A 19,310-nucleotide genomic window follows, 5' to 3' on the forward strand; every position below is an offset into this window, starting at 1 on the left:
GTGCAGCATGGCCCATCCACGCCACAGCGCTGCATAGTCGCCGCTGACGCAACGGCCGCCTTGGGAGGGGATATGCCGCTGGTTTCACATCGCGTGCGTTCGATAGCGCGCGCCGCACGCAGTGCGCGACTGCTTGTCCTGTTGCTTGGCAGTCTTGCGGGCATCGCGCAGGCCGAGCGCATCGCCATCAGTGCCGATTCGCCCGGCAACGTCCTGCAGGTCACGCTGGAAGTGGACGGCGGCACGCCCTATTACCGCGTGCAACGCCTGGGCCAGCCGGTGCTGGAACGCTCGCGTCTGGGTTTCCAGTTGCGCGACGGCCGGCTGGACCGCGGCCTGGTCGTCCTCTCGCAAGCACGCCAAGCCCATGACGATACCTGGGAACAACCCTGGGGCGAGACGCGCCTGGTGCGCAACCACTACAACGAACTAAGCGTCAGCCTGGGCGAGCGCAGCGGCGCGCAACGCCGCTTCGATGTGATCTTGCGCGTGTACGACGATGGCATCGGCCTGCGCTATCACTTTCCCGAGCAGGCGAGATTGCGCGAAGCCATCATCGACGAGGAAGTCACCGAATTCGCCATCGCGCAACCCTCCGAGGCATGGTGGATTCCGGCAGGCGAGCCGATCCACTACGAATACCTGTATCAGCGCACGCCGTTGAACCAGGTCGCGCTGGCACATACGCCGCTCACCTTGCGCACCGAGAGCGGGCTGCATGTCGCGCTGCATGAAGCGGCGCTGGTCGATTACGCCGGCATGTGGCTGCGCCGCACCGAAGGCCGGCGCCTGCGCGCGCAGCTGTCGCCCGCCGCCGAAGGCTGGAAGGTGCGGCGCAAGCTGCCGTTCGATACGCCGTGGCGCACGCTGCAGATCGCCGACCAGGCCACCGGGCTGGTGGAATCCAACCTGATCCTCAACCTCAACGCGCCCAACGCCCTGGGCGATGTGAGCTGGGTCAAGCCATCCAAATACGTCGGGGTGTGGTGGTCCATGCATCTCAACCAGCAGACCTGGGCGACCGGGCCGACACACGGCGCCACCACTGCCAACACCAAGCGCTATATCGACTTCGCTGCGGCACACGGCTTTCGTGGCGTGTTGGTGGAAGGCTGGAATCCGGGCTGGGACGGCGAATGGTTCGGCAACGGCGGCAGTTTCGATTTCACCCGGCCGACACCGGATTTCGACCTGCCCGCGCTGAGCAAATACGCCGCCGGCAAGGGCGTGCATCTGATCGGCCATCATGAAACGGGGTGCGCAGTGGATCATTACGAAGACCAGATTGCCGAAGCGATGGACCTGTACGCCCGGTTCGGCGTGGACTCGGTCAAGACCGGCTATGTCTGCGACGACGGCCAGGTGGAACGTCGTAACCCGGCAGGCGGCACACCGCTGCGCGAATGGCACGACGGCCAATGGATGGCACGCCATCATCTGCGCGTGGTGCAGGAAGCTGCCGCGCGCCACCTCGCAGTCAATGCGCACGAACCGATCAAGGACACTGGCCTGCGCCGCACCTATCCCAACTGGATCTCGCGCGAGGGCGCGCGTGGCATGGAATACAACGCCTGGGGCCAGCCACCGAATCCGCCCGAGCACGAGGTCAACCTGGTGTTCACCCGCCTGCTCGCCGGGCCGATGGATTACACGCCCGGCATCCTCAGCCTGAAAGGCCGCAACGGCCAGGCGATTCCCAGCACGCTTGCGCGCCAGCTGGCGCTGTACGTGACGCTTTACAGCCCGATCCAGATGGCCGCCGATCTGCCCGAGCATTATCTGCAGCACCGCGATGCCTTCCGCTTCATCGAGGACGTGGCGGTGGATTGGGATCAGACCCGCGCCTTGAATGGCGAAGTCGGCGACTACGTCACCATCGCGCGCAAGGATCGGCATAGCCGCGACTGGTTCCTGGGCAGCATCACCGACGAGCATGGCCGGCTGCTGCAGGTGCCGCTCGGATTCCTTGAGCCGGGCGTGCGCTACACCGCGCAGATCTATCGCGACGGCGACGGTGCGGACTATGTCAGCAACCCATTCGCCTTTGTCAGCGAACAACGCCAGGTCAGCAGTGCCGATACGCTGGAGCTGCGTCTTGCGCCAGGTGGTGGGCAGGCGATTCGCTTCGTGCCGGTGGATGGCAGGCGCTGATTTGGTCGCAACGGGCTGAAGAGCCCTCCAACGCGACCGAGTGCATCACGCAACGGCACCGCAACCGCTGCAGATTGCGCATTGGCGTTGCCTCACGACAGGCCAGGAGCGTACCGCGCCGCAGCAAAGCCGGCGTGGAATCGATTCCAGCGCAATCAGCCGGAGTGAATACGTATGCAGTGCCCGTTTGCACCCAGGTGCCGTGTCTACCATACGTCGCAGTCGTAACGTCCGTCGTGGCGCGCGATGCAATGCATCCAGGCGTCTGCCGGATCGAAAAATCAAAGAACAACATGTACCTGGGAGGGGAAAATGTTGAAGCACAAGCGCTCTGCGCTGAGTATCGCCCTGGCCGTTGCCATGGCACCGACGTTGGCCGCCGCGCAATCGGCAACGCCGGCGCAAGCAACCGACACCGAACAAACCGCCGGCGCGGTGACCGACTTGGACAAGGTCCAGGTCACCGGCCTGCGCCGCGCGATCGAAGGTGCCATCTCGGTAAAGCGGGATTCGACCTCGATCGTGGAAGCCATTTCGGCCGAAGATATCGGCCGGCTGCCCGACGTCAGCATCGCCGAATCGCTCGCGCGCCTGCCTGGCCTGGCGGCGCAACGTGTGGCCGGTCGCGCACAGGTCATCAGCGTGCGCGGGCTGTCGCCGGACTTCTCCACCACCCTGCTCAACGGCCGCGAAGTGGTCAGCACCGGCGATAACCGCAGCGTGGAATTCGACCAGTACCCGTCCGAACTGGTCAGCGGTGTCACCGTCTACAAGACGCCCGACGCCGGCCTGGTTGGCCAGGGCCTGTCCGGCACCGTCGACATGCAGACTGCGCGCCCGCTCAGCTACAACGAGCGGGTGATCGCCATCGGTGGCCGTTACCAACGCAATTCGCTGGGCAAGGCCGCCAACGTCGATCCGTACGGCAACCGCTTCAATGTCAGCTACATCGACCAGTTCGCCGACCGCACCATCGGCCTGACCATCGGCTACGCACACACCGACATGCCGATCCAGGAAAACCAGGTCGGCTTGTACGAACCATGGCAGCCGGTCAACGCACAGCGCCCGCGCCCCGGCGTGGCCGACGGCGTGTATTTTTCCGACGGCATCAAGGCATTGCGCCGCACCGGCAACCAGAAGCGCGACGGCGTCATGGCCACCTTGCAATACCGCCCGTCCAATGCCTGGACCAGCACGCTCGACGCCTTCCACACCAAGGCCGAGCAGATCGACACCGCCAACCAGTTCGAGCTCAACCTGAGCAACTACAACGGTGGCTACACGCCGGGCCTGAACATCAGCAACGTGCGCGTCAACGACAGCAACAGCTTCACCGGCGGCGACGCCAGTGGCGTCTATCCGCTGGTCCGCGGCATGTACAACAAGCGCGAAGACACCATCGATGCGTTCGGCTGGAACAACGAGATCACTGCCGGTGCGGTCAAGATCACTGCCGATCTCAATTACTCCAAGGCCACGCGCGACGAACTGAACCTGGAAAACAATCTCCAGCGTGCGCCGATGCCGCAGCTGGATACCGTCGGCGTATCGGTTGTCGGCAACGGTTTCTCCCAGCTTGCGCCCGGAATGGATTACTCCAATCCCGATCAGCTGTTTCTGACCAACACCATCTACGGGTCCGGCTACGGCAAGGTGCCGAGCGTGGAAGATGTGCTCAAGGGCGCACGCCTGCAGGCCAGCTTCCCGATGCCCGAAGCGCTGAGCTGGTTCTCGGATCTGGATGTGGGCGTCAACTACGCCAATCGTGAAAAACAGAAAACCCAGCCGGAAGGCAACATCACCCTTGGCGCGCAGGGCGAATCCACCATCGCATCGGACCTGCAATACGCGCCGGTCAACCTGGGCTTTGCCGGCATCGGTGCCCTGCCCGCCTGGAACGTCCCGGCGGTGGTCTCGCGTTACATGCTGTTCAATCCCAGCGACGATGCCTCGTTCCTGGTGTCCAAGGCCTGGACCGTGGAAGAAAAGATCACCACCGCCTGGCTGCGCGCCAATCTCGATACCGAATGGGGCGATGTGGGCGTGCGCGGCAATATCGGCGTGCAGCTGCAGAGCGCCGACCAATCCTCGCGCGCAAATTATTGGGACGCGTCGCAGCCGGCAGGCAGTGAAGTGCGCCCGATCGACGACGGCAAGACCTATCGCGACTGGCTGCCCAGCCTGAATCTGGCCTTCCAGTTCCCGTACGAACAGACACTGCGCTTTGCGATGGCAAAGCAGGTCGCACGCCCACGCGTGGATCAGCTGCGCGCCTCGCTGGAATTCGGCGTCGACACCTCCACAGGCCGCCCCGGCGCCAGCGGCGGTAACCCGATGCTGGACCCCTGGCGCGCCAACGCCATCGACCTTTCCTACGAAAAGTATTTCGCCGAGCGCGCCTACGTGGCCGCCGCGTTTTTCTACAAGGACCTGAAGAGCTACATCTACACCCAGAGCCGCGACAACTACGACTTCTCCGCGCTGGTGGCCGGCTATGTGCCGCCGCCGGGCTCTGCACCGGTACTGACCACCGGCACCTTCAGCGCCCCGTTCAACGGCAAGGGCGGCACCCTGCGCGGCGTCGAACTCACCGCTTCGCTGCCGCTGGATCTGGTCTTCGCTCCCTTGGAAGGTTTCGGCATCCAGGCCAGCGCCACCTTCAACGACAGCGACGTCAAGATCCGCGACCCGGAAAGTGCTTCCAGCGTCGGTGACGGCGAAATCAGCCTGCCCGGCCTGTCCGAACGCGTCTACAACCTCACCGCCTACTACGAGCACAAGGGCTTCGAAGCACGCGTCAGCCAGCGCCGCCGCTCGGACTTCATCGGCGAGATCGGCAACTTCAACGGCAACCGCACGCTGCGCTACGTGGTCGGCGAAAACATCACCGATGCGCAGATCAGCTACAGCTTCAACGACAGCAGCGATCTTGCCGGCCTGACCTTGCTGCTGCAGGCCAGTAACCTCAGCAACTCGCCCTACCGCACCTATGCCGAAACCAAGGACCGTCCGCTGGAATACATCGAATGGGGCCGCACCTTCGTGCTGGGCGTCAACTACAAGTTCTGATGAGCTGTGAACTGCAAACGATGCGCTGATTGGCGACATCTTTGTCTGTGGCCACATCGCTAACTGCGGCTACGCTACCTACGTGACAACCGGCGCATCACCTGGCTGGCCGGCCCCGGTGCCAGCCCTCTCCACCGGGACACCAAAGCCCCTCTCCCGCCGGGAGAGGGGTTGGGGTGAGGGTTCGGCACAAGCGCAACGCGCGCCAATCAAGCAGGGCCAGTTCTGCTCTGTCGGGCTCCATGGGCCGTCATTCAAGATGCGGCCTCTAACTAAAAGAACCGAATGCTCTCCTGATCAAAACGACAACATTGACCAAAGAAAACCCGCCGATGTGACACCGGCGGGTTTTCTTTTGATCCAAGATTTTCAAAATCCAAGCTTGCATTGCCCTTCGCAAAGCGCACAGGATCGACCGCCACCTGCGCATCAGCACCTCCCTGCGCATAGCATTCGCCTGTCGCACCGGAACGGGGCCAATCTCCCGACACCATCAGCGCCTGCCTGCACCAACACGAATCCAAGCCGTTGCTGCAAGGCCGCCGGCGACGCTGACGTCCTCGCAGTCCATTGCCATCCACATGCAGCCTTTTAGTCAAACCACCCCCGACTGGCATGGAGAACAGCACACCCTGCCTCATCCAGAGAGCAAGGACCTGATCGACTGGGAATAGCCGCACAGCTGGCGTAACGCTATAAATGCTTGGCAAACCAAGCAATCGTCACTAAAAAAAAGCGAGGCATTCCCCTAAGGAATGCCTCGCTGCGTTCCAGACAATCACGCACAGACAGCTAGCTGGCGCGACACACCGTCAGCGAACTTCGATCGCACAAACCACTGCATGCCCGGCCAAGCGCAGGCGGTCATGTTCGATGGCTCCGCGCCCCACGCCGGGCACATCGACCTGCTTCCACGCGCCAGCCGGCAGCCCAAGCTCGGCTGCATCGGCCGACAGATTGAATGCCAGCAACATCACCTGGCCGGCGTGCTCGCGCCGGAACATCAGCACAGGTTCGGCGGTGTCGTAGAACGTGATCGCGCCCTCGCGCAACGCAGGCTCGCCCCTGCGCCAAGCCAGGAACTGTCGCACCGCACTGAGCACGGACACCGGATCGTCCTGCTGCACGCTCACCGCAGCCGCACGATGCTCCTCAGCCAGCGGCAACCACGGCTTGCCGCTGCTGAACCCTGCCGACGGCGCATCCGTCCATGGCATCGGCGTGCGGCAGCCATCGCGACCCTTGAAGGTTGGCCAGAAGGTGATGCCATACGGATCACGCAGATCCTCGAACGCCACATCCGCCTCGCCCAGGCCCAGCTCCTCGCCCTGGTACAGGCAGATCGAGCCACGCAGCGAACACAGCATTGCAACCACCATCCGCGCAAACGTCGGCGATGCATCGGCCCCACCCCAGCGTGTCACCGCGCGCACCACGTCGTGGTTGGAAATGGCCCAACATGGCCAACCTTCCAACATCGTGGCTTCGAGCCGGCTCACCGTCTCGCGGATATAAGCAGCACTGTAGTCCTGCACCAGCAGCTCGAAGCTGTAGCCCATATGCAGGCGGCCATGAGCGGTGTACTCGGCAGTGGTCGCCAGCGAGTCCTCCGACGAGATCTCGCCAAGGCTCACTGCATTCGGATAAAGATCCAACAGCCCGCGCAAGCGCTCGAGGAACGCTAGATTTTCCGGCTGCGTGTTGTTGAAATAGTGGTACTGATACGCGTAAGGGTTGTCGGCACTGAACCCGCGCCCCACCCGCTTGTCGGCCGGCTTGGCCGGATTGTCTCGCAGCTGCGCATCGTGGAAGCAGAAGTTGATCGCATCCAGGCGGAACCCATCCACCCCGCGATCCAGCCAGAAGCGTACGTTATCCAGCGTCGCCTGCTGCACCTCGGCGTTGTGAAAGTTGAGATCCGGCTGATCCACCAGGAAGTTGTGCAGGTAATACTGTTCACGCCGCGGCTCCCATTGCCACGCCACCCCACCAAACAGCGACAACCAGTTGTTCGGCGGCGTCCCGTCCTCACGCGGATCGGCCCACACGTACCAATCCGCCTTTGCGTTGGTCCGGTCCTGCCTGCTCTCCTGGAACCACGCATGCGCGATCGAGGTGTGGCTCAGCACCTGGTCGATCATCACCTTCAAGCCAAGGCCGTGCGCCTTGTCGAGCAGGCGATCGAAGTCATCCAGCGTCCCGAACAGCGGATCCACTGCACGGTAGTCCGCGATGTCGTAGCCGAAATCGGCCATCGGCGACTTGAAGAACGGCGAAATCCAGATCGCATCCACGCCCAACCCGGCGATGTAGTCGAGTTTGGCGATGATGCCGGGCAGATCGCCCACCCCATCGCCATTGGAATCCAGAAAACTGCGCGGATAAATCTGATAGATGACGGCCCCGCGCCACCATGGTGTCTGCGACATGTACGCCCCTCCCGGGCCAATGGGGGTACATAGATAAGCACCCAGCCAATAGCGTTAGGGTAGCGGCGTAACAGACCCAGAGCGTGCCTGTGCATACGTATTCATGAGCAGCCACATGTGTAACGACTCAGCGGCTTTTTGCTCGGGTCACACAGTTAATGAAGCGTCGTATGCGGCATAGGGGCATCGTCTGCGCTCCCTGAATATAGACATATTCCGCACGCCGAACGATATGTACGAGCAACCAAGCAATGGTTCACCAGCCACAATAAACGGATCGCCTCATAAGGACTATCAGAGTCACCGTCTGCGTGATCACCGAGCTGATCCCGTCGGTCAGCGTCCAGTACAACTGCGGATAGCCTTTGGCCATTCTCGTGGCCGATCCGATAATCAATGCTGCCCGCAGTGCCGTCACCACCAAGCCCATTGCCGCTTCGCGCGACTGGCCGGTGACGATGCGGTAGCCCTGGATAAAAATCCAAAGCGTCAGCATCACCATACCGAGCCAAGTAGCGGTCCGCTGCAACAACTCCCACTGAAAAATCGCGATCTCGTAGCGCAGGTCGCAGGAAATAGAGCCAAGGCGGACTTCCTGACCGCCTTGGCGATTTACCAGATTACTGAAGCGCAACGACCAACACGCACGACTTACATGGACATCGAGCGCGAAGCAGTTTCCTGGGTCTGCACCTGGGTGGCCTGACGCTGGCTTTCCTCGGCCGCTTGCCGGCTGCTGTTTTCCAACGGCTGATTCTGCGCTTGGTTACGATCCACAAAAACCCGCTGCATTGCCGGGTCGGTCATTTCGCCTTGCACTGCGAAGAAGCCGTCGCCGCTCTTATTGGGCACCACATGGTCGATGCGCTGGAGACCGCTGACCTTGGACTCGAACACGATTTGGCCGGCTGCCTTCTCAAGTTCTTTGCGATTGGCAAACCCGCCACGTTCCCCCAGCGCTTCGAGCTTGCTCACTGCGCCGTTATACATCGCGTTGTCGGGATGGCGCGGGTCAGACAACAAGGGGCTGGATGCTGCCTGTGCCGGCGCAGCAGGCGCGGCCGTGTGCTCAGGTTGCTTGGGTGTCGCCTGGGTCAACGCCTTGGCCAAAGCGGCCTGGGTCTGCTGACCTGCGACGCCATCTATCTGCAACCCGTGCTCGCGCTGGAATTGCTCGACTGCATACTTTGTGTTGCCGCCGAAATCGCCATCCGCGTGCAGGGGTTTGCCATCGCGACCAACGGCGCCAAGCTGAGCAAGCTGGCCTTGAAGCTGCTTCACTTGCTCGCCGCGCTCGCCTTGTTCTAGTTTGCCGTCATGCGATGCATCGCGCTTCGGCTGCTGAGGCACAGCAGAGGTATTTGTATGCATGGCATGCGAACGGCCCGGCTGCATGTATTGATCCATTCCATCACGATTACGTGTGATGTCGTGCATGTAGTCATAGTTGCTGGTGCCGTTTCTGTCGCTGATGACCCGCCCGCCAGTGACAGCTTCCCGCGCACCACCGTAGCCTGAGATATGGCGGGCTTTCAGAAAGCCTGCCACCTTGGCTGGATCATCACCTTCGTCCAACACGCCATTGCGAATCGCTTGGCTATAAGCCTTGTCGCTGTTGATCTTGAACGCACCATCCTGCAATGCGGCCGATGACTTGTATTGCTCAAGGCTGAACCCGTTCTTCCAGTTAGAGGAGTCCTCAAGAAAACGCGTCATACCACCGCTACTCGCCCACTTCCATTCCGCACCACGGACCTTTTGCGGATCGAAACCGGCATCGGTCATTGCATCGTTGAGCTTGGCACGATCTACATATTCGGCATCGGCCAACCAGCCTGCCCCTGCTTGATAACGACCGACGTAACCCTGTTTATTAGTAATCTGCAAATCGCCGCCATTACTCTCGGTCATGACGGTCGATGCAATCAGACGACGCGTCATTGCGTCATCGAGGCCCACGATGTTGCCTTGATCGTAGCTTTGAGCGGTGGCCGCCGCTTTTTCTCGTCTATCAGCCGTGATGCATGTCCCCTGGACATGACGATTAGGAAAAACACCAGCCTTCTACCGGTGTCCGGGGATGACCGTTTCAAGACTCTTTACATCGCAGCGCTTGAATTCTTTTTTGTGGTTTGGTTCTTATAAAAACGAACGTTGTCGAACCTGGTCCACGCGTTTCTGTACCATCGTCCAGATAGGCCTCTACAAATGCCTCACCTGCATCAAGACCGATCTCATAGAACTTAGACTGCAATGGATCGGGCCCACCATCATCGTCTCCCCAACACTTTTCTGCGATCAATCGCACCGATATAGCCGCCGGCAACTGGCGCTTCAAGACTTCGGCATACTCTGGACTGGCGTAAAACTTCTTTACTGCAATGGATCGCACACTCTGCGCATCGCCATTGAGCATGATGCCTGACTCGCCTTCATTGGCTTGCTTCGGCGCGACCTCAGCACCCTGGCCTCCATCCGGCACATCTACCGCGCCGAATCCATCGAGCATTAAGGTCCCGCTGCGATACTGCGCACTCTCTGGATCTGTGCTATCGGAATTGGATTTTGGGGAGATATCGCGCCACTGCACACCGGGAACTGAATCAAAGATCGCCCAAGGCGTGCCGTTCTTGGCAACAAGTAACGAAACAACTTGGTAAAGTGATGTCATTCGTTCGGCTCCTTCTGAACTTTTGGTCTGAGACACAGTTGTACTTTGGCTTCCTTGCAAATTTTGCTGTTTTTCAAGAGGCATAACAGCCACTTTTTCTGTGGCAGCTTCTTGCTTACATGCTGCAAGAAGCAAAAATCCGATGAGCATCAAACCGCAGGTTAGATTTCTTGTAATTTTTATCAAAAAATCTCACTTAAATAAAATACATTCAACTCAATGCTGTATTTCAGCATTATTTAAGAACCACCCTAGCGCAACCTGAAGACAAATAAATCACTCACTTCCATAGCCACATGATAAATTAGTCCTTCCTTCCATCTCTGTCGCAGACATTTTATTCCCAGCCGCAGCAGACTAGATATCTCCAACAGAAAACAGCCACCACAGTCAATTACCCAACTAAAACTTCTCAAAAATAGGTCGAGTGCACTCAGCAAGTGTTACTTTACACACGCCAGCGAAACTTTTTTCGCATTTTTCAGTAGCCAAGCTTGCTGCTTTCTCTTTCGCCGGTGCGATAGCAATGCCTGCCTGACCAGACGAGGAAACTGCAGTAGAAATGCATTGATTATTAAAAGTTTCAAAAACTTGGCAACTTCCAGCTCCAAAAGATTCGCAGCGACTAATAGCCTCTGCCTCAGCGTTATCCCTCTCAATTTTTCCAGCGGAAAACCCCATGTCCCCAGAGGAGTTCTTAGCCAAGGCCCCCCATGTTTTTATCCACCTACCGGTAGGCTGAGGCGGAGCTGGATTAGCCCTTGATGTGCCTGAATCAGGTCCACATTGGGGGCTTCCAGGCGCAACGCCGCTTGGGCAGGCAGTCTGCGCAAAAGTTGCGAAGGGAAAGCCACAGCAAATAGCAATTGATATACGAAGAAATTTGCGCATCAGGTTTGAATCAAGCATTAGCTTTTCCTAAACGCCCATCGCTTTGGGGATTCTCTTGTTGCGGAACTCCTGCCACTCGGCCACCTAGCTGCCCCGTAGTAGCGGTTTTGGTCTCGCTTCTGGGAGCCGGCTCCGCCGGCTGATAAGGCCGCCCAGCACCCGGCTCCTGATTGGCCCGGTCCAACTGTCCCAGCGCCGAATACGCCGTGAACTGACCCAGTGTGCCCTGGAAGAAGGCGGCGGCCATCGGCGGTGCGGTGACGATCAAGGTTGTCATGACCAAACCTAGTCCTCCTTGTTGCAATGCCATGCTGCTGATGCCCTCGCCACTGTTTCCTGGGAATGCGTACTTGGCAAGGAATGCGACAGCCACTGCGCCGATCACCTTCGTTGCCAGGCTCACCGTGAAGCTCAGCACCGACAACGAAAACACCATACCTAACCCATATAGCAGCCACTTGCTGAACAACGACTTGGTCGCCTGGAACAGCAGGCACATGATGAACAAGGGACCGAAGCCCACAAACAGCGCCATACCGATCTTGTTCAACAGCAGCAGCGAGCCGCCCACCACGCCCGGACCGGCCATCCCCACCCCGGTGAACCAGCGCGCACGCGTCTTCTCGTCGTCTCGCTGCTGGTTGCCTGCAGTCTGCATCTGATCGATGCTCATCATCGCAATCTGCATCAAGCCCAAATTCTTGTCGATCGCATCGTAGGCTCTTTTAGAGTCCCCCTTCACCACCTTGGTGATGGCCTGGCTAACACCATCAGTCAGCGTCCAGTAAAGCCTCGACGAGCCTTGCGCCATGCTCGTCGCCACAGCAATGATCAGCGCCGCACGCAGCGCCGTCACCACCAGACACATCGCCGCATCGCGCGACTGGAAGGTCACGATGCTGTAGCCCTGGAGAAAAATCCAAAGCGTCAGTACCATCAATGACACCATACCTACCCAGGCCGTGGTGCGTTGTAACAACTCCCACTGCAAGATCGCAATATCATCGCGCAGGTTGTTGCAAGTAGAACCAAGGCGAGCATTCCTGACCGCCTTGGCGATTTGCCAGCTCGCTGAAGTGCAACGACCAACACGCCCGACTTACATGGACATCGAGCGCGAAGCAGTTTCCTGGGTTTGCACCTGGGTAGCCTGACGCTGGCTTTCCTCGGCCGCTTGCCTGCTGCTGTTTTCCAACGGCTGATTCTGCGCTTGGTTGCGATCCACAAAAACCCGCTGCATTGCCGGGTCGGTCATCTCGCCCTGCACTGCGAAGAAGCCGTCACCGCTCTTACTGGGCACCACATGGTCGATGCGTTGCAAACCACTGACTTTGGACTCGAACACGATTTGGCCTGCTGTCTGCTCGAGTTCCTTGCGGTTGGCAAAACCGCCACGCTCGCCCAGCGCTTCCAGCTTGTTGATTGCACCGTTATACATCGCGTTGTCGGGATGGCGCGGGTCAGACAACAAGGGGCTGGAGGCTGCCTGTGCCGGCGCAGCAGGCGCGGCCGTATGCTCAGGTTGCTTGGATGTCCCCTGGGTCAACGCCTTAGCCAAAGCGGCCTGGGTCTGCTGACCTGCGACGCCGTCTATCTGCAACCCTTGCTGGCGCTGGAATTGCTCGACCGCATATTTTGTGTTGCCGCCGAAGTCGCCATCAGCGTGCAGCGGTTTGCCATCGCGACCAACAGCGCCGAGTTGCGCAAGTTTGCCTTGCAACTGCTTCACTTGTTCGCCGCGCTCGCCTTGCTCCAATTTGCCGTCCTGTGCAGCATCGCGTTTGTGCTGTTGGGTTTGTGCAAGCTGCTGGGGAGCCTGTGAATTGATTTGCCTCCATGCCTGCTCAGGCGTTACGCCGCTTTCGATTGCCTGACGATATGACTGCCGCATCGCGTTCAGAGCATTCTCTGTCTCTGCACTGGTAATCGATGCATGATTTGAGCCACCTGGCTTGTCGTAATAGCTTTTCCCAGTATCTGGGTCAGCGATGCTTGCCCATTCCTGTGCGAGCGCATTTTGCGCACCATTCAAGGACGAGCCGGGTGCATCAGTAATATAATTGCGAACTGCGGACTTCTTGTGAGTAATCAGATAGTCTGAAAACACTTGATCCTGGAGGTCTGGCGTAAACGCCGCAGACCGTTCCAGACCCAATTTATTTACAGCATCATTCATCGTGGAAGGGATGACCTGGTAGCGCCCTACTGCAAAAAGTCGCTCTTGGTCGCCCCTAGACAACGCTTGCGCATCCATGACGTCACCCACAGTCATAGACGAAAAATCTACAGGCCCTGTACTCCCACGGATGTGTTCACGCCCATCCGCCCCGATGTAAGTACCCCGGTTATAGGCATTGTAATTAGTACGGCCGGATTCACCGCGCTGAATCAAATCTGCCAAGGGACTACTCATATCTAGCACCTCCTGTGAAATTAACAAAAATCCAATCAGTCAGCTTTAGTCGACACATCCCACCAAGAAACGAAAAGCCTCGATTTATCGCCCTCTACCAGCCCATCTTGAATTTCGCCGTAAGTGGAAACCTTCAACACTTGACGACCGTCGACGCTGGAAAATTCCGTTATACAATGCCCGTCGCCGCTACAGACATTCAACTCTGGCAACTCATCGCAAATAGCACATCGCTTTGGCTCTTTGGAGCACACACCTTCGAAGTCATCGCCAACCACGTTTTTTTTGCATTCAGCACTTACAACTGGTTTCCAGTTACCGTCAATAACTTTTTTCCGAAGATCGCCGTAGGACATGCCCTCTTTGAATTCGGTCGACAATTTAGAAATCTCAACAGATTCTACTGATGCTTTTTTTTCTTGGCTAGAAACTTCAGTTAAAACCTGGGCTTTACTCAGATCTTGACCGGCAATTACTGCATTGCTGGGAGCCGAATGGCTTTGTGGTGCGTTTCCTTGGCTGCAAGAGCTAAGAATCAATAGCGCAACCACTATTCCAGTAAAACTTATATGTCTTGAGAACCTAACCATATAAACCCAAAATGGAAAAATCAAAAATAATGGAAATCTAATTTTCAATTAAAATCAATTTTTAATGTCAATTAAAATTAGTATTTTTTAAAAATTGGCTTCGTGCAGTCTTTATATATCACCGAACAACCGGCACCACCATTTTCTCGACACGTGTTAAGTGCATTACGCGATGCAATTGAGATATTGGCAGCTGAGGAAACGCCGCTCGCTGAAGTACCAGATGCAGAGGATGCCATTGCAACACACTGGTTGAAATAGGTAAAAGTAACGTAGCAGCCTTTAAAGCCGGCAGATTTACATTGATCTATAGCATCTTCTTCTGCAGACTCTTTTGACGTTTGCTCCAATGAAGCCCATGCCTGAGACGTTTCTCTTGAGTTGACAATTGCCCCCCAAGTCTTTATCCACTCTCCTGTAGGCTGAGGAGGGGGAAGCGGAATTTCACCTCTCGATGTACCAGAATCTGGCCCGCATTGTGGGCTTCCAGGAGCCACACCGTTAGGGCAAGCCGTTTGTGCATAGGCATTGTTCGCAAGAAACAAAAAAACAAAAAGTAAATAGCGCATTAATCCTCCAAAGGATCAATTAGGAGCCCTGATTACTATTAGCAGCACCACGTGAACCAGCATTAGCCACAGGAGCATTTAATTCACCACCCGCTCTAGTATTAACTTGCGCTGTATGTTGCACTTTATCGTTAACTTGACTATTTTCACGTTGAGGCTCAGCCGGTTGATAAGGCCGCCCAGCACCCGGCTCCTGATTGGCTCGATCCAACTGCCCCAGTGCCGAGTACGCCGTGAACTGACCCAATGTGCCCTGGAAGAAGGCGGCGGCCATCGGCGGTGCGGTGACGATCAAGGTTGTCATGACCAAACCTAGTCCTCCTTGTTGCAATGCCATGCTGCTGATGCCCTCGCCACTGTTTCCTGGGAATGCGTACTTGGCAAGGAATGCGACAGCCACTGCGCCGATCACCTTGGTTGCCAGGCTCACCGTGAAGCTCAGCACCGACAACGAAAACACCATACCTAACCCATATAGCAGCCACTTGCTGAACAACGACTTCGTCGCCTGGAACAACAGGCACATGATGAACAAGGGACCGAAGCCCACAAACAGCGCCATACCGATCTTGTTCAACAGCAGCAGTGAGCCCCCCACCACGCCCGGACCGGCCATCCCCACCCCGGTGAACCAGCGCGCACGCGTCTTCTCGTCGTCTCGCTGTTGGTTGCCTGCAGTCTGGATCTGATCGATGCTCATCATCGCAATCTGCATCAAGCCCAAATTCTTGTCGATCGCATCGTAGGGACTTTCCGAGTCCCCGGTCACCACTTGGGTGATGGACTGGCTAACACCATCAGTCAGCGTCCAGTACAGTTTCGACGAACCTTCGGCCATGCTCGTCGCCAGACCGATGATCAGCGAGGCGCGCAACGCAGTCACTACCAACCCCATGGCCGCCTCGCGGGACTGGCCGGTCACGATGCGGTACCCCTGGAACATGACCCACAGCGTCAATACCGTTAGGGACACAATGCCAATCAAGGCCGAAGTGCGCTGCAGTAGCGTCCACTGAAAAATATCGATCTCGTCGCGCAGGAAATCGTTGATCAGCGAGAAGAACGCGTAATTACCAAGACTGCTCAGAAAATCCATATGTCACCACATTCCACTGGACGGCCAGGCCGTGGAGCACTCGCTGCTCCGGGTTCGATTACACCTGCGACGGCACGCGCATCCTGCGCGTGCCGAGATCTCACTTGCCCAAATCTAATGGCTCCATATCACGAGGTCTGTCGGATCTGACCGAATCCAACGCCGCCTTCATGGCGACCCCGGCGACCACCGACTTGCCAAACTCGCCCAAGGTGTTGCCCAGACTCTCGAAGAAGCTGCCGATGCCTCCTTGGCTAGAGGGATCCCCGGAGGGCGCCTTCTTGCCCCGCATCGCCGCCCATGCCTGCGCATCCTGTTGCTTGGTCAAGAAGCCCAGCCGCGTTTGATACGCAAACATCGCCGATTCCATTTGCTGGCGATCGATGTCCATCAGTGTCTTCAGTGCGATCAGCTTGTTAGTATTGTCCTCCAACTTACCGAGTTCAGTGTCTTTGATCTCTGCGCGCTCTTGTTCGATCTTGCGCAAGCGTTCAAGACGCTTTTTGGTGATGTCGTACATCGCCACCATATAGTTGTACTGCGAATTGCGCGTGCGCTGAATCAGCTCGCACCCTTCTTTCTGCTGGGTCGCCACCGGCGTCCCCGCCGTGGTGCTTGAACAATCGGCAATCCCGTAGTCATCCGGCACCACCTTGATCTCTTCCTTGGGTTTGTCGACTTCTGTCCCGCTGTCCTTGTCTTTGGGCTTTTTGCCGAGCTTCAGTGAATTCTGGATCTCTTTTACTTTGGTGTTGAGGTCTTTATCGACGACTTCCCACTGCGCACTCGCGGCTCCGGCCATGCAGAACAGCACCAGCCCCATGAACACGCAAGAAAGATGTCTGAACTTGGTTGCCATGATGTTTTTGCCTCCTGACACAGATGAAGTTGATGCGTGGAAAGTGTGCTGCCGATGATGAGGACTACGCATCTTCGGCCTCCTTGTCTTTGACGGCTTTGCGCTTGCCTGAACCCTTGCGGTTGGCATAGAAGTCCTCCAGCCACTGCTCCGGAGTTAGTTGGTCAACGCTCACGCCTAACTTGTCGGCCTTCCGCGACAGAATCTGATGCATGATCTCGATGTTGTCGGTCGAGGACGAAATGACCGACAGTGCATCGTCCATCCCACGCAGGTTGAGCTGGCACACCGCAGAGGCGTGGCCTTGCTTGACCAGGAAGCAGCGCGAGCGCTCGTCGAGCGAGACCACCACCTGATACTCGGCATCGGTCAGCTTGAGGCCTTCGATGTAATCGTCGCGGCTGGCGTTGGGGTTGGGCAGCAGCACCATCGTGGCGGTCTGCTCGATCAGTGCCGCAGCGATGTCGCTGGCCAGGGCGTCTTCTGGGCTTTGCGTGGCGAATATGCCCAGGCCGTTTTGTTTACGGATGGTCTTCTGCTTGTTCTTGGCGAACTCCTTCAGGCCGCCCTTGCCGTCCAGGATCTTCCAGAATTCGTCCATCACGTAGATCAGCGGACGCCCGTCGATCAGCGCCTCCAGGCGGTGCAGCAGATAGTTGATCACCGGCACGCGCACTTCCGCGTTGTCGATCACGTCGGTGTAGTCGAAGCCGATGATCGATGCGCGCGTCAGGTCGATGGTGTCCACCGGGTTATCGAACACCCAGCCCAGCGAATTGCCGGCGGTCCAACGACGCAGGCGCGCATACAGCCCGTCGTCGCCCATGTTGGGCAGGCTCTTGCGGAAGTTGCTCATGCTGCGCAGATGCATCGGCGTGTCCAGCATGCCTTCCACCGCGCGGTAGATGTCTTCCTCCTCGCGGGCGCTGTACTCGGCCTTGCCACCGAGCACCTTGATCAGCTCAGCAAGGAATTGAGTATTGGCCTCATTGCGCTCGCACTGGAACGGGTTAAAGCCGGTCGGGGAGCCATTCTCCAGCGCCAAGTAGTTCCCGCCACAGGCACGTACGAAGATCTCCGCTCCGCGATCCTTGTCGAAGAAGAAGATCGTCGGGATCGGATCGAATTTCTGCACCTGACTCAACAGGAAGTTGATCAGCGCCGTCTTGCCGGTACCGGACTTGCCGATGACCATCGTATTGCCGATCGCCTTCTCACCCAGGGAGTTCTCGGCCGGGTGCGTCGCATGGAAATTGAAATAATACGGCTGGCCGTTAGTAGTCTGCAGGGTGGTGACGCAATCGCCCCAAGGATTGTTGTGCTGTTTGCCCTGGGCAAAGTTATGCAACGGCGACAGACCGAGGAAGTTGAGCGAACTCAAGTTGGCGATACGCGTGCGGAAGCGCCAGTTGCCCGGCAGCTGCGCATAGAACGAAGAGGCGATCGCCAGATCTTCCTTAGCTGAGACGAAACCAGCATTGGAGAGCTCTGCGCGCGTCGTTGCGATCTGCCTTGCCAACTTCTCTTGGCTGTCGGCATACACCGCCAGGGTGAAGTGGTACTCGCCCAATACAAAATTGCCGGAGGCCACGTCATCCATCGCCAGGTCCAGGTCGCGGATCTGACTGGAGGATTTGTCGCCCGACGAAATCATCATGCCCTTGGTGCGTTCCAGCACCTTCAGTGCATCGTGGCGACCGACCGGGCTGAACGAATGCGTCATCACATACTCGAAATCGAGATACTTCAGGCCATTGAGAATGCCGGGATAGGTTCCGTCGGCATACTCCTTGACATTGAGAATCGCACCGAAATGATTGATGCCGTCCGGCGTGCGAATGACGAAATCGCCGGTCTTGTTGGCAAACATGTGCTTGCTGACGGGTAGATACGCTGGCACTGGGGCTTGCAGCACCGGAACAGGCTCGTCGATCCGGTTGAGCAGGTAGCCGAGAAACTCAAGCGTCTCGGAAAACACCACACCATTCTTGGCCTCATACATGCCAAGCCGGTAAGGTGAATAATCCTTCAGTACCGCCTCGACGTTAGTGGCCAACTCGACGATCTTGGAGATAGCCTGCTCTTCCTCGGCGCGGATTTTGTCAGGATTTACAGATTTTTCGACCAGGCGCCGCCCCGTCACCACCGGGCGATAGATCATGCTGAAGTACAACTCGTTCTGCATGATTTTTTGCGAGGATAGCGCCGCGTAATACTCGTCGGACAGCGTCTGATTGAACGATTGCTTGAAACGCCCGCCGGTGCCGATCCTGCGCCTGCGGCGCACATCGTGGACCCAGAATGCGACGTTGGCGAAGTCCGGGGCGCGCAGTGTCTGCAACAGGCGATTGAAGGTGTTGTGCCGTTGCTCGAGCTCGAACTCATCGCGCCCCACGAACGGCAAGCCAGCCAGGTGCCAGATCAACAGATAGTCGCCGGCGGTCGTCTTGACGACCGACGGCGCCACGTGTGACGAGACGGAAACGAATGCGCTGATCGGGCTGTCTGGGCTGAACATGGTCTTACCAATTTAAGAAGGAAAGCATCACACCAAGGACCATCGAAAACG

The 19,310-nt window shown here is 57.9% G+C and carries 13 protein-coding genes and 1 pseudogene; 2 read left to right on the top strand and 12 right to left on the bottom strand.

Annotated features, from left to right (window positions below; all coding sequences use genetic code 11):
• Positions 1–72 precede the first annotated feature (72 nt).
• On the top strand, positions 73–2,151 hold the full coding sequence (locus ACCQ04_RS12700; protein WP_226427617.1) for a glycoside hydrolase family 97 protein: 2,079 nt from the start codon (positions 73–75) through the stop codon (positions 2,149–2,151).
• Positions 2,152–2,463: 312 nt separating this feature from the next.
• Positions 2,464–5,223 carry a TonB-dependent receptor gene (locus ACCQ04_RS12705; protein ID WP_184378604.1) on the top strand — a complete coding sequence of 920 codons (2,760 nt, stop codon included), beginning with the start codon at positions 2,464–2,466 and terminating at the stop codon, positions 5,221–5,223.
• 812 nt (positions 5,224–6,035) lie between these two features.
• Here ACCQ04_RS12705 and ACCQ04_RS12710 read toward each other — a convergent pair.
• From ACCQ04_RS12710 to ACCQ04_RS12765, 12 genes and pseudogenes are all read right to left on the bottom strand, one after another.
• Positions 6,036–7,652, bottom strand: coding sequence for an alpha-glucosidase (locus tag ACCQ04_RS12710; RefSeq protein ID WP_226427616.1), 1,617 nt, complete (start codon positions 7,650–7,652; stop codon positions 6,036–6,038).
• A gap of 298 nt (positions 7,653–7,950) precedes the next feature.
• A pseudogene (locus ACCQ04_RS12715) lies at positions 7,951–8,271 on the bottom strand (hypothetical protein); the annotation flags it as partial.
• 32 nt (positions 8,272–8,303) lie between these two features.
• Entirely contained in the window at positions 8,304–9,593 is a 1,290-nt protein-coding gene (locus ACCQ04_RS12720; RefSeq protein WP_226427615.1) for an XVIPCD domain-containing protein, read from the bottom strand.
• Between the two features lie 148 nt (positions 9,594–9,741).
• Positions 9,742–10,473 carry a hypothetical protein gene (locus ACCQ04_RS12725; RefSeq protein ID WP_226427614.1) on the bottom strand — a complete coding sequence of 244 codons (732 nt, stop codon included), beginning with the start codon at positions 10,471–10,473 and terminating at the stop codon, positions 9,742–9,744.
• Between the two features lie 252 nt (positions 10,474–10,725).
• Entirely contained in the window at positions 10,726–11,028 is a 303-nt protein-coding gene (locus ACCQ04_RS12730; RefSeq protein WP_372358535.1) for a DUF4189 domain-containing protein, read from the bottom strand.
• A 196-nt stretch (positions 11,029–11,224) separates the two neighbouring features.
• The gene (locus ACCQ04_RS12735; RefSeq protein ID WP_345778034.1) at positions 11,225–12,274 is read right to left on the bottom strand and encodes a TrbL/VirB6 family protein; all 1,050 of its coding nucleotides are present in this window, start codon (positions 12,272–12,274) and stop codon (positions 11,225–11,227) included.
• A gap of 39 nt (positions 12,275–12,313) precedes the next feature.
• Complete coding sequence (locus tag ACCQ04_RS12740) at positions 12,314–13,627, bottom strand: peptidoglycan-binding domain-containing protein (protein ID WP_226427612.1); 1,314 nt, start codon at positions 13,625–13,627, stop codon at positions 12,314–12,316.
• A 35-nt stretch (positions 13,628–13,662) separates the two neighbouring features.
• Positions 13,663–14,265, bottom strand: a complete 603-nt coding sequence (locus ACCQ04_RS12745; RefSeq protein ID WP_144410789.1) for a hypothetical protein — start codon at positions 14,263–14,265, stop codon at positions 13,663–13,665.
• Positions 14,266–14,294: 29 nt separating this feature from the next.
• Complete coding sequence (locus ACCQ04_RS12750) at positions 14,295–14,786, bottom strand: DUF4189 domain-containing protein (protein WP_046343283.1); 492 nt, start codon at positions 14,784–14,786, stop codon at positions 14,295–14,297.
• Between the two features lie 19 nt (positions 14,787–14,805).
• Positions 14,806–15,882 (bottom strand): TrbL/VirB6 family protein, encoded by a 1,077-nt coding sequence (locus tag ACCQ04_RS12755; RefSeq protein WP_046343285.1) that lies wholly within the window; start codon positions 15,880–15,882, stop codon positions 14,806–14,808.
• Positions 15,883–15,982: 100 nt separating this feature from the next.
• Complete coding sequence (locus ACCQ04_RS12760; RefSeq protein WP_226427734.1) at positions 15,983–16,705, bottom strand: hypothetical protein; 723 nt, start codon at positions 16,703–16,705, stop codon at positions 15,983–15,985.
• A 100-nt stretch (positions 16,706–16,805) separates the two neighbouring features.
• Positions 16,806–19,259 carry a VirB4 family type IV secretion/conjugal transfer ATPase gene (locus ACCQ04_RS12765; protein WP_226427611.1) on the bottom strand — a complete coding sequence of 818 codons (2,454 nt, stop codon included), beginning with the start codon at positions 19,257–19,259 and terminating at the stop codon, positions 16,806–16,808.
• Positions 19,260–19,310 lie beyond the last annotated feature (51 nt).

This window comes from Xanthomonas sp. NCPPB 2866 (genome assembly GCF_041475745.2).
In the GTDB taxonomy this organism is placed as follows: Bacteria; Pseudomonadota; Gammaproteobacteria; order Xanthomonadales; family Xanthomonadaceae; genus Xanthomonas; species Xanthomonas arboricola.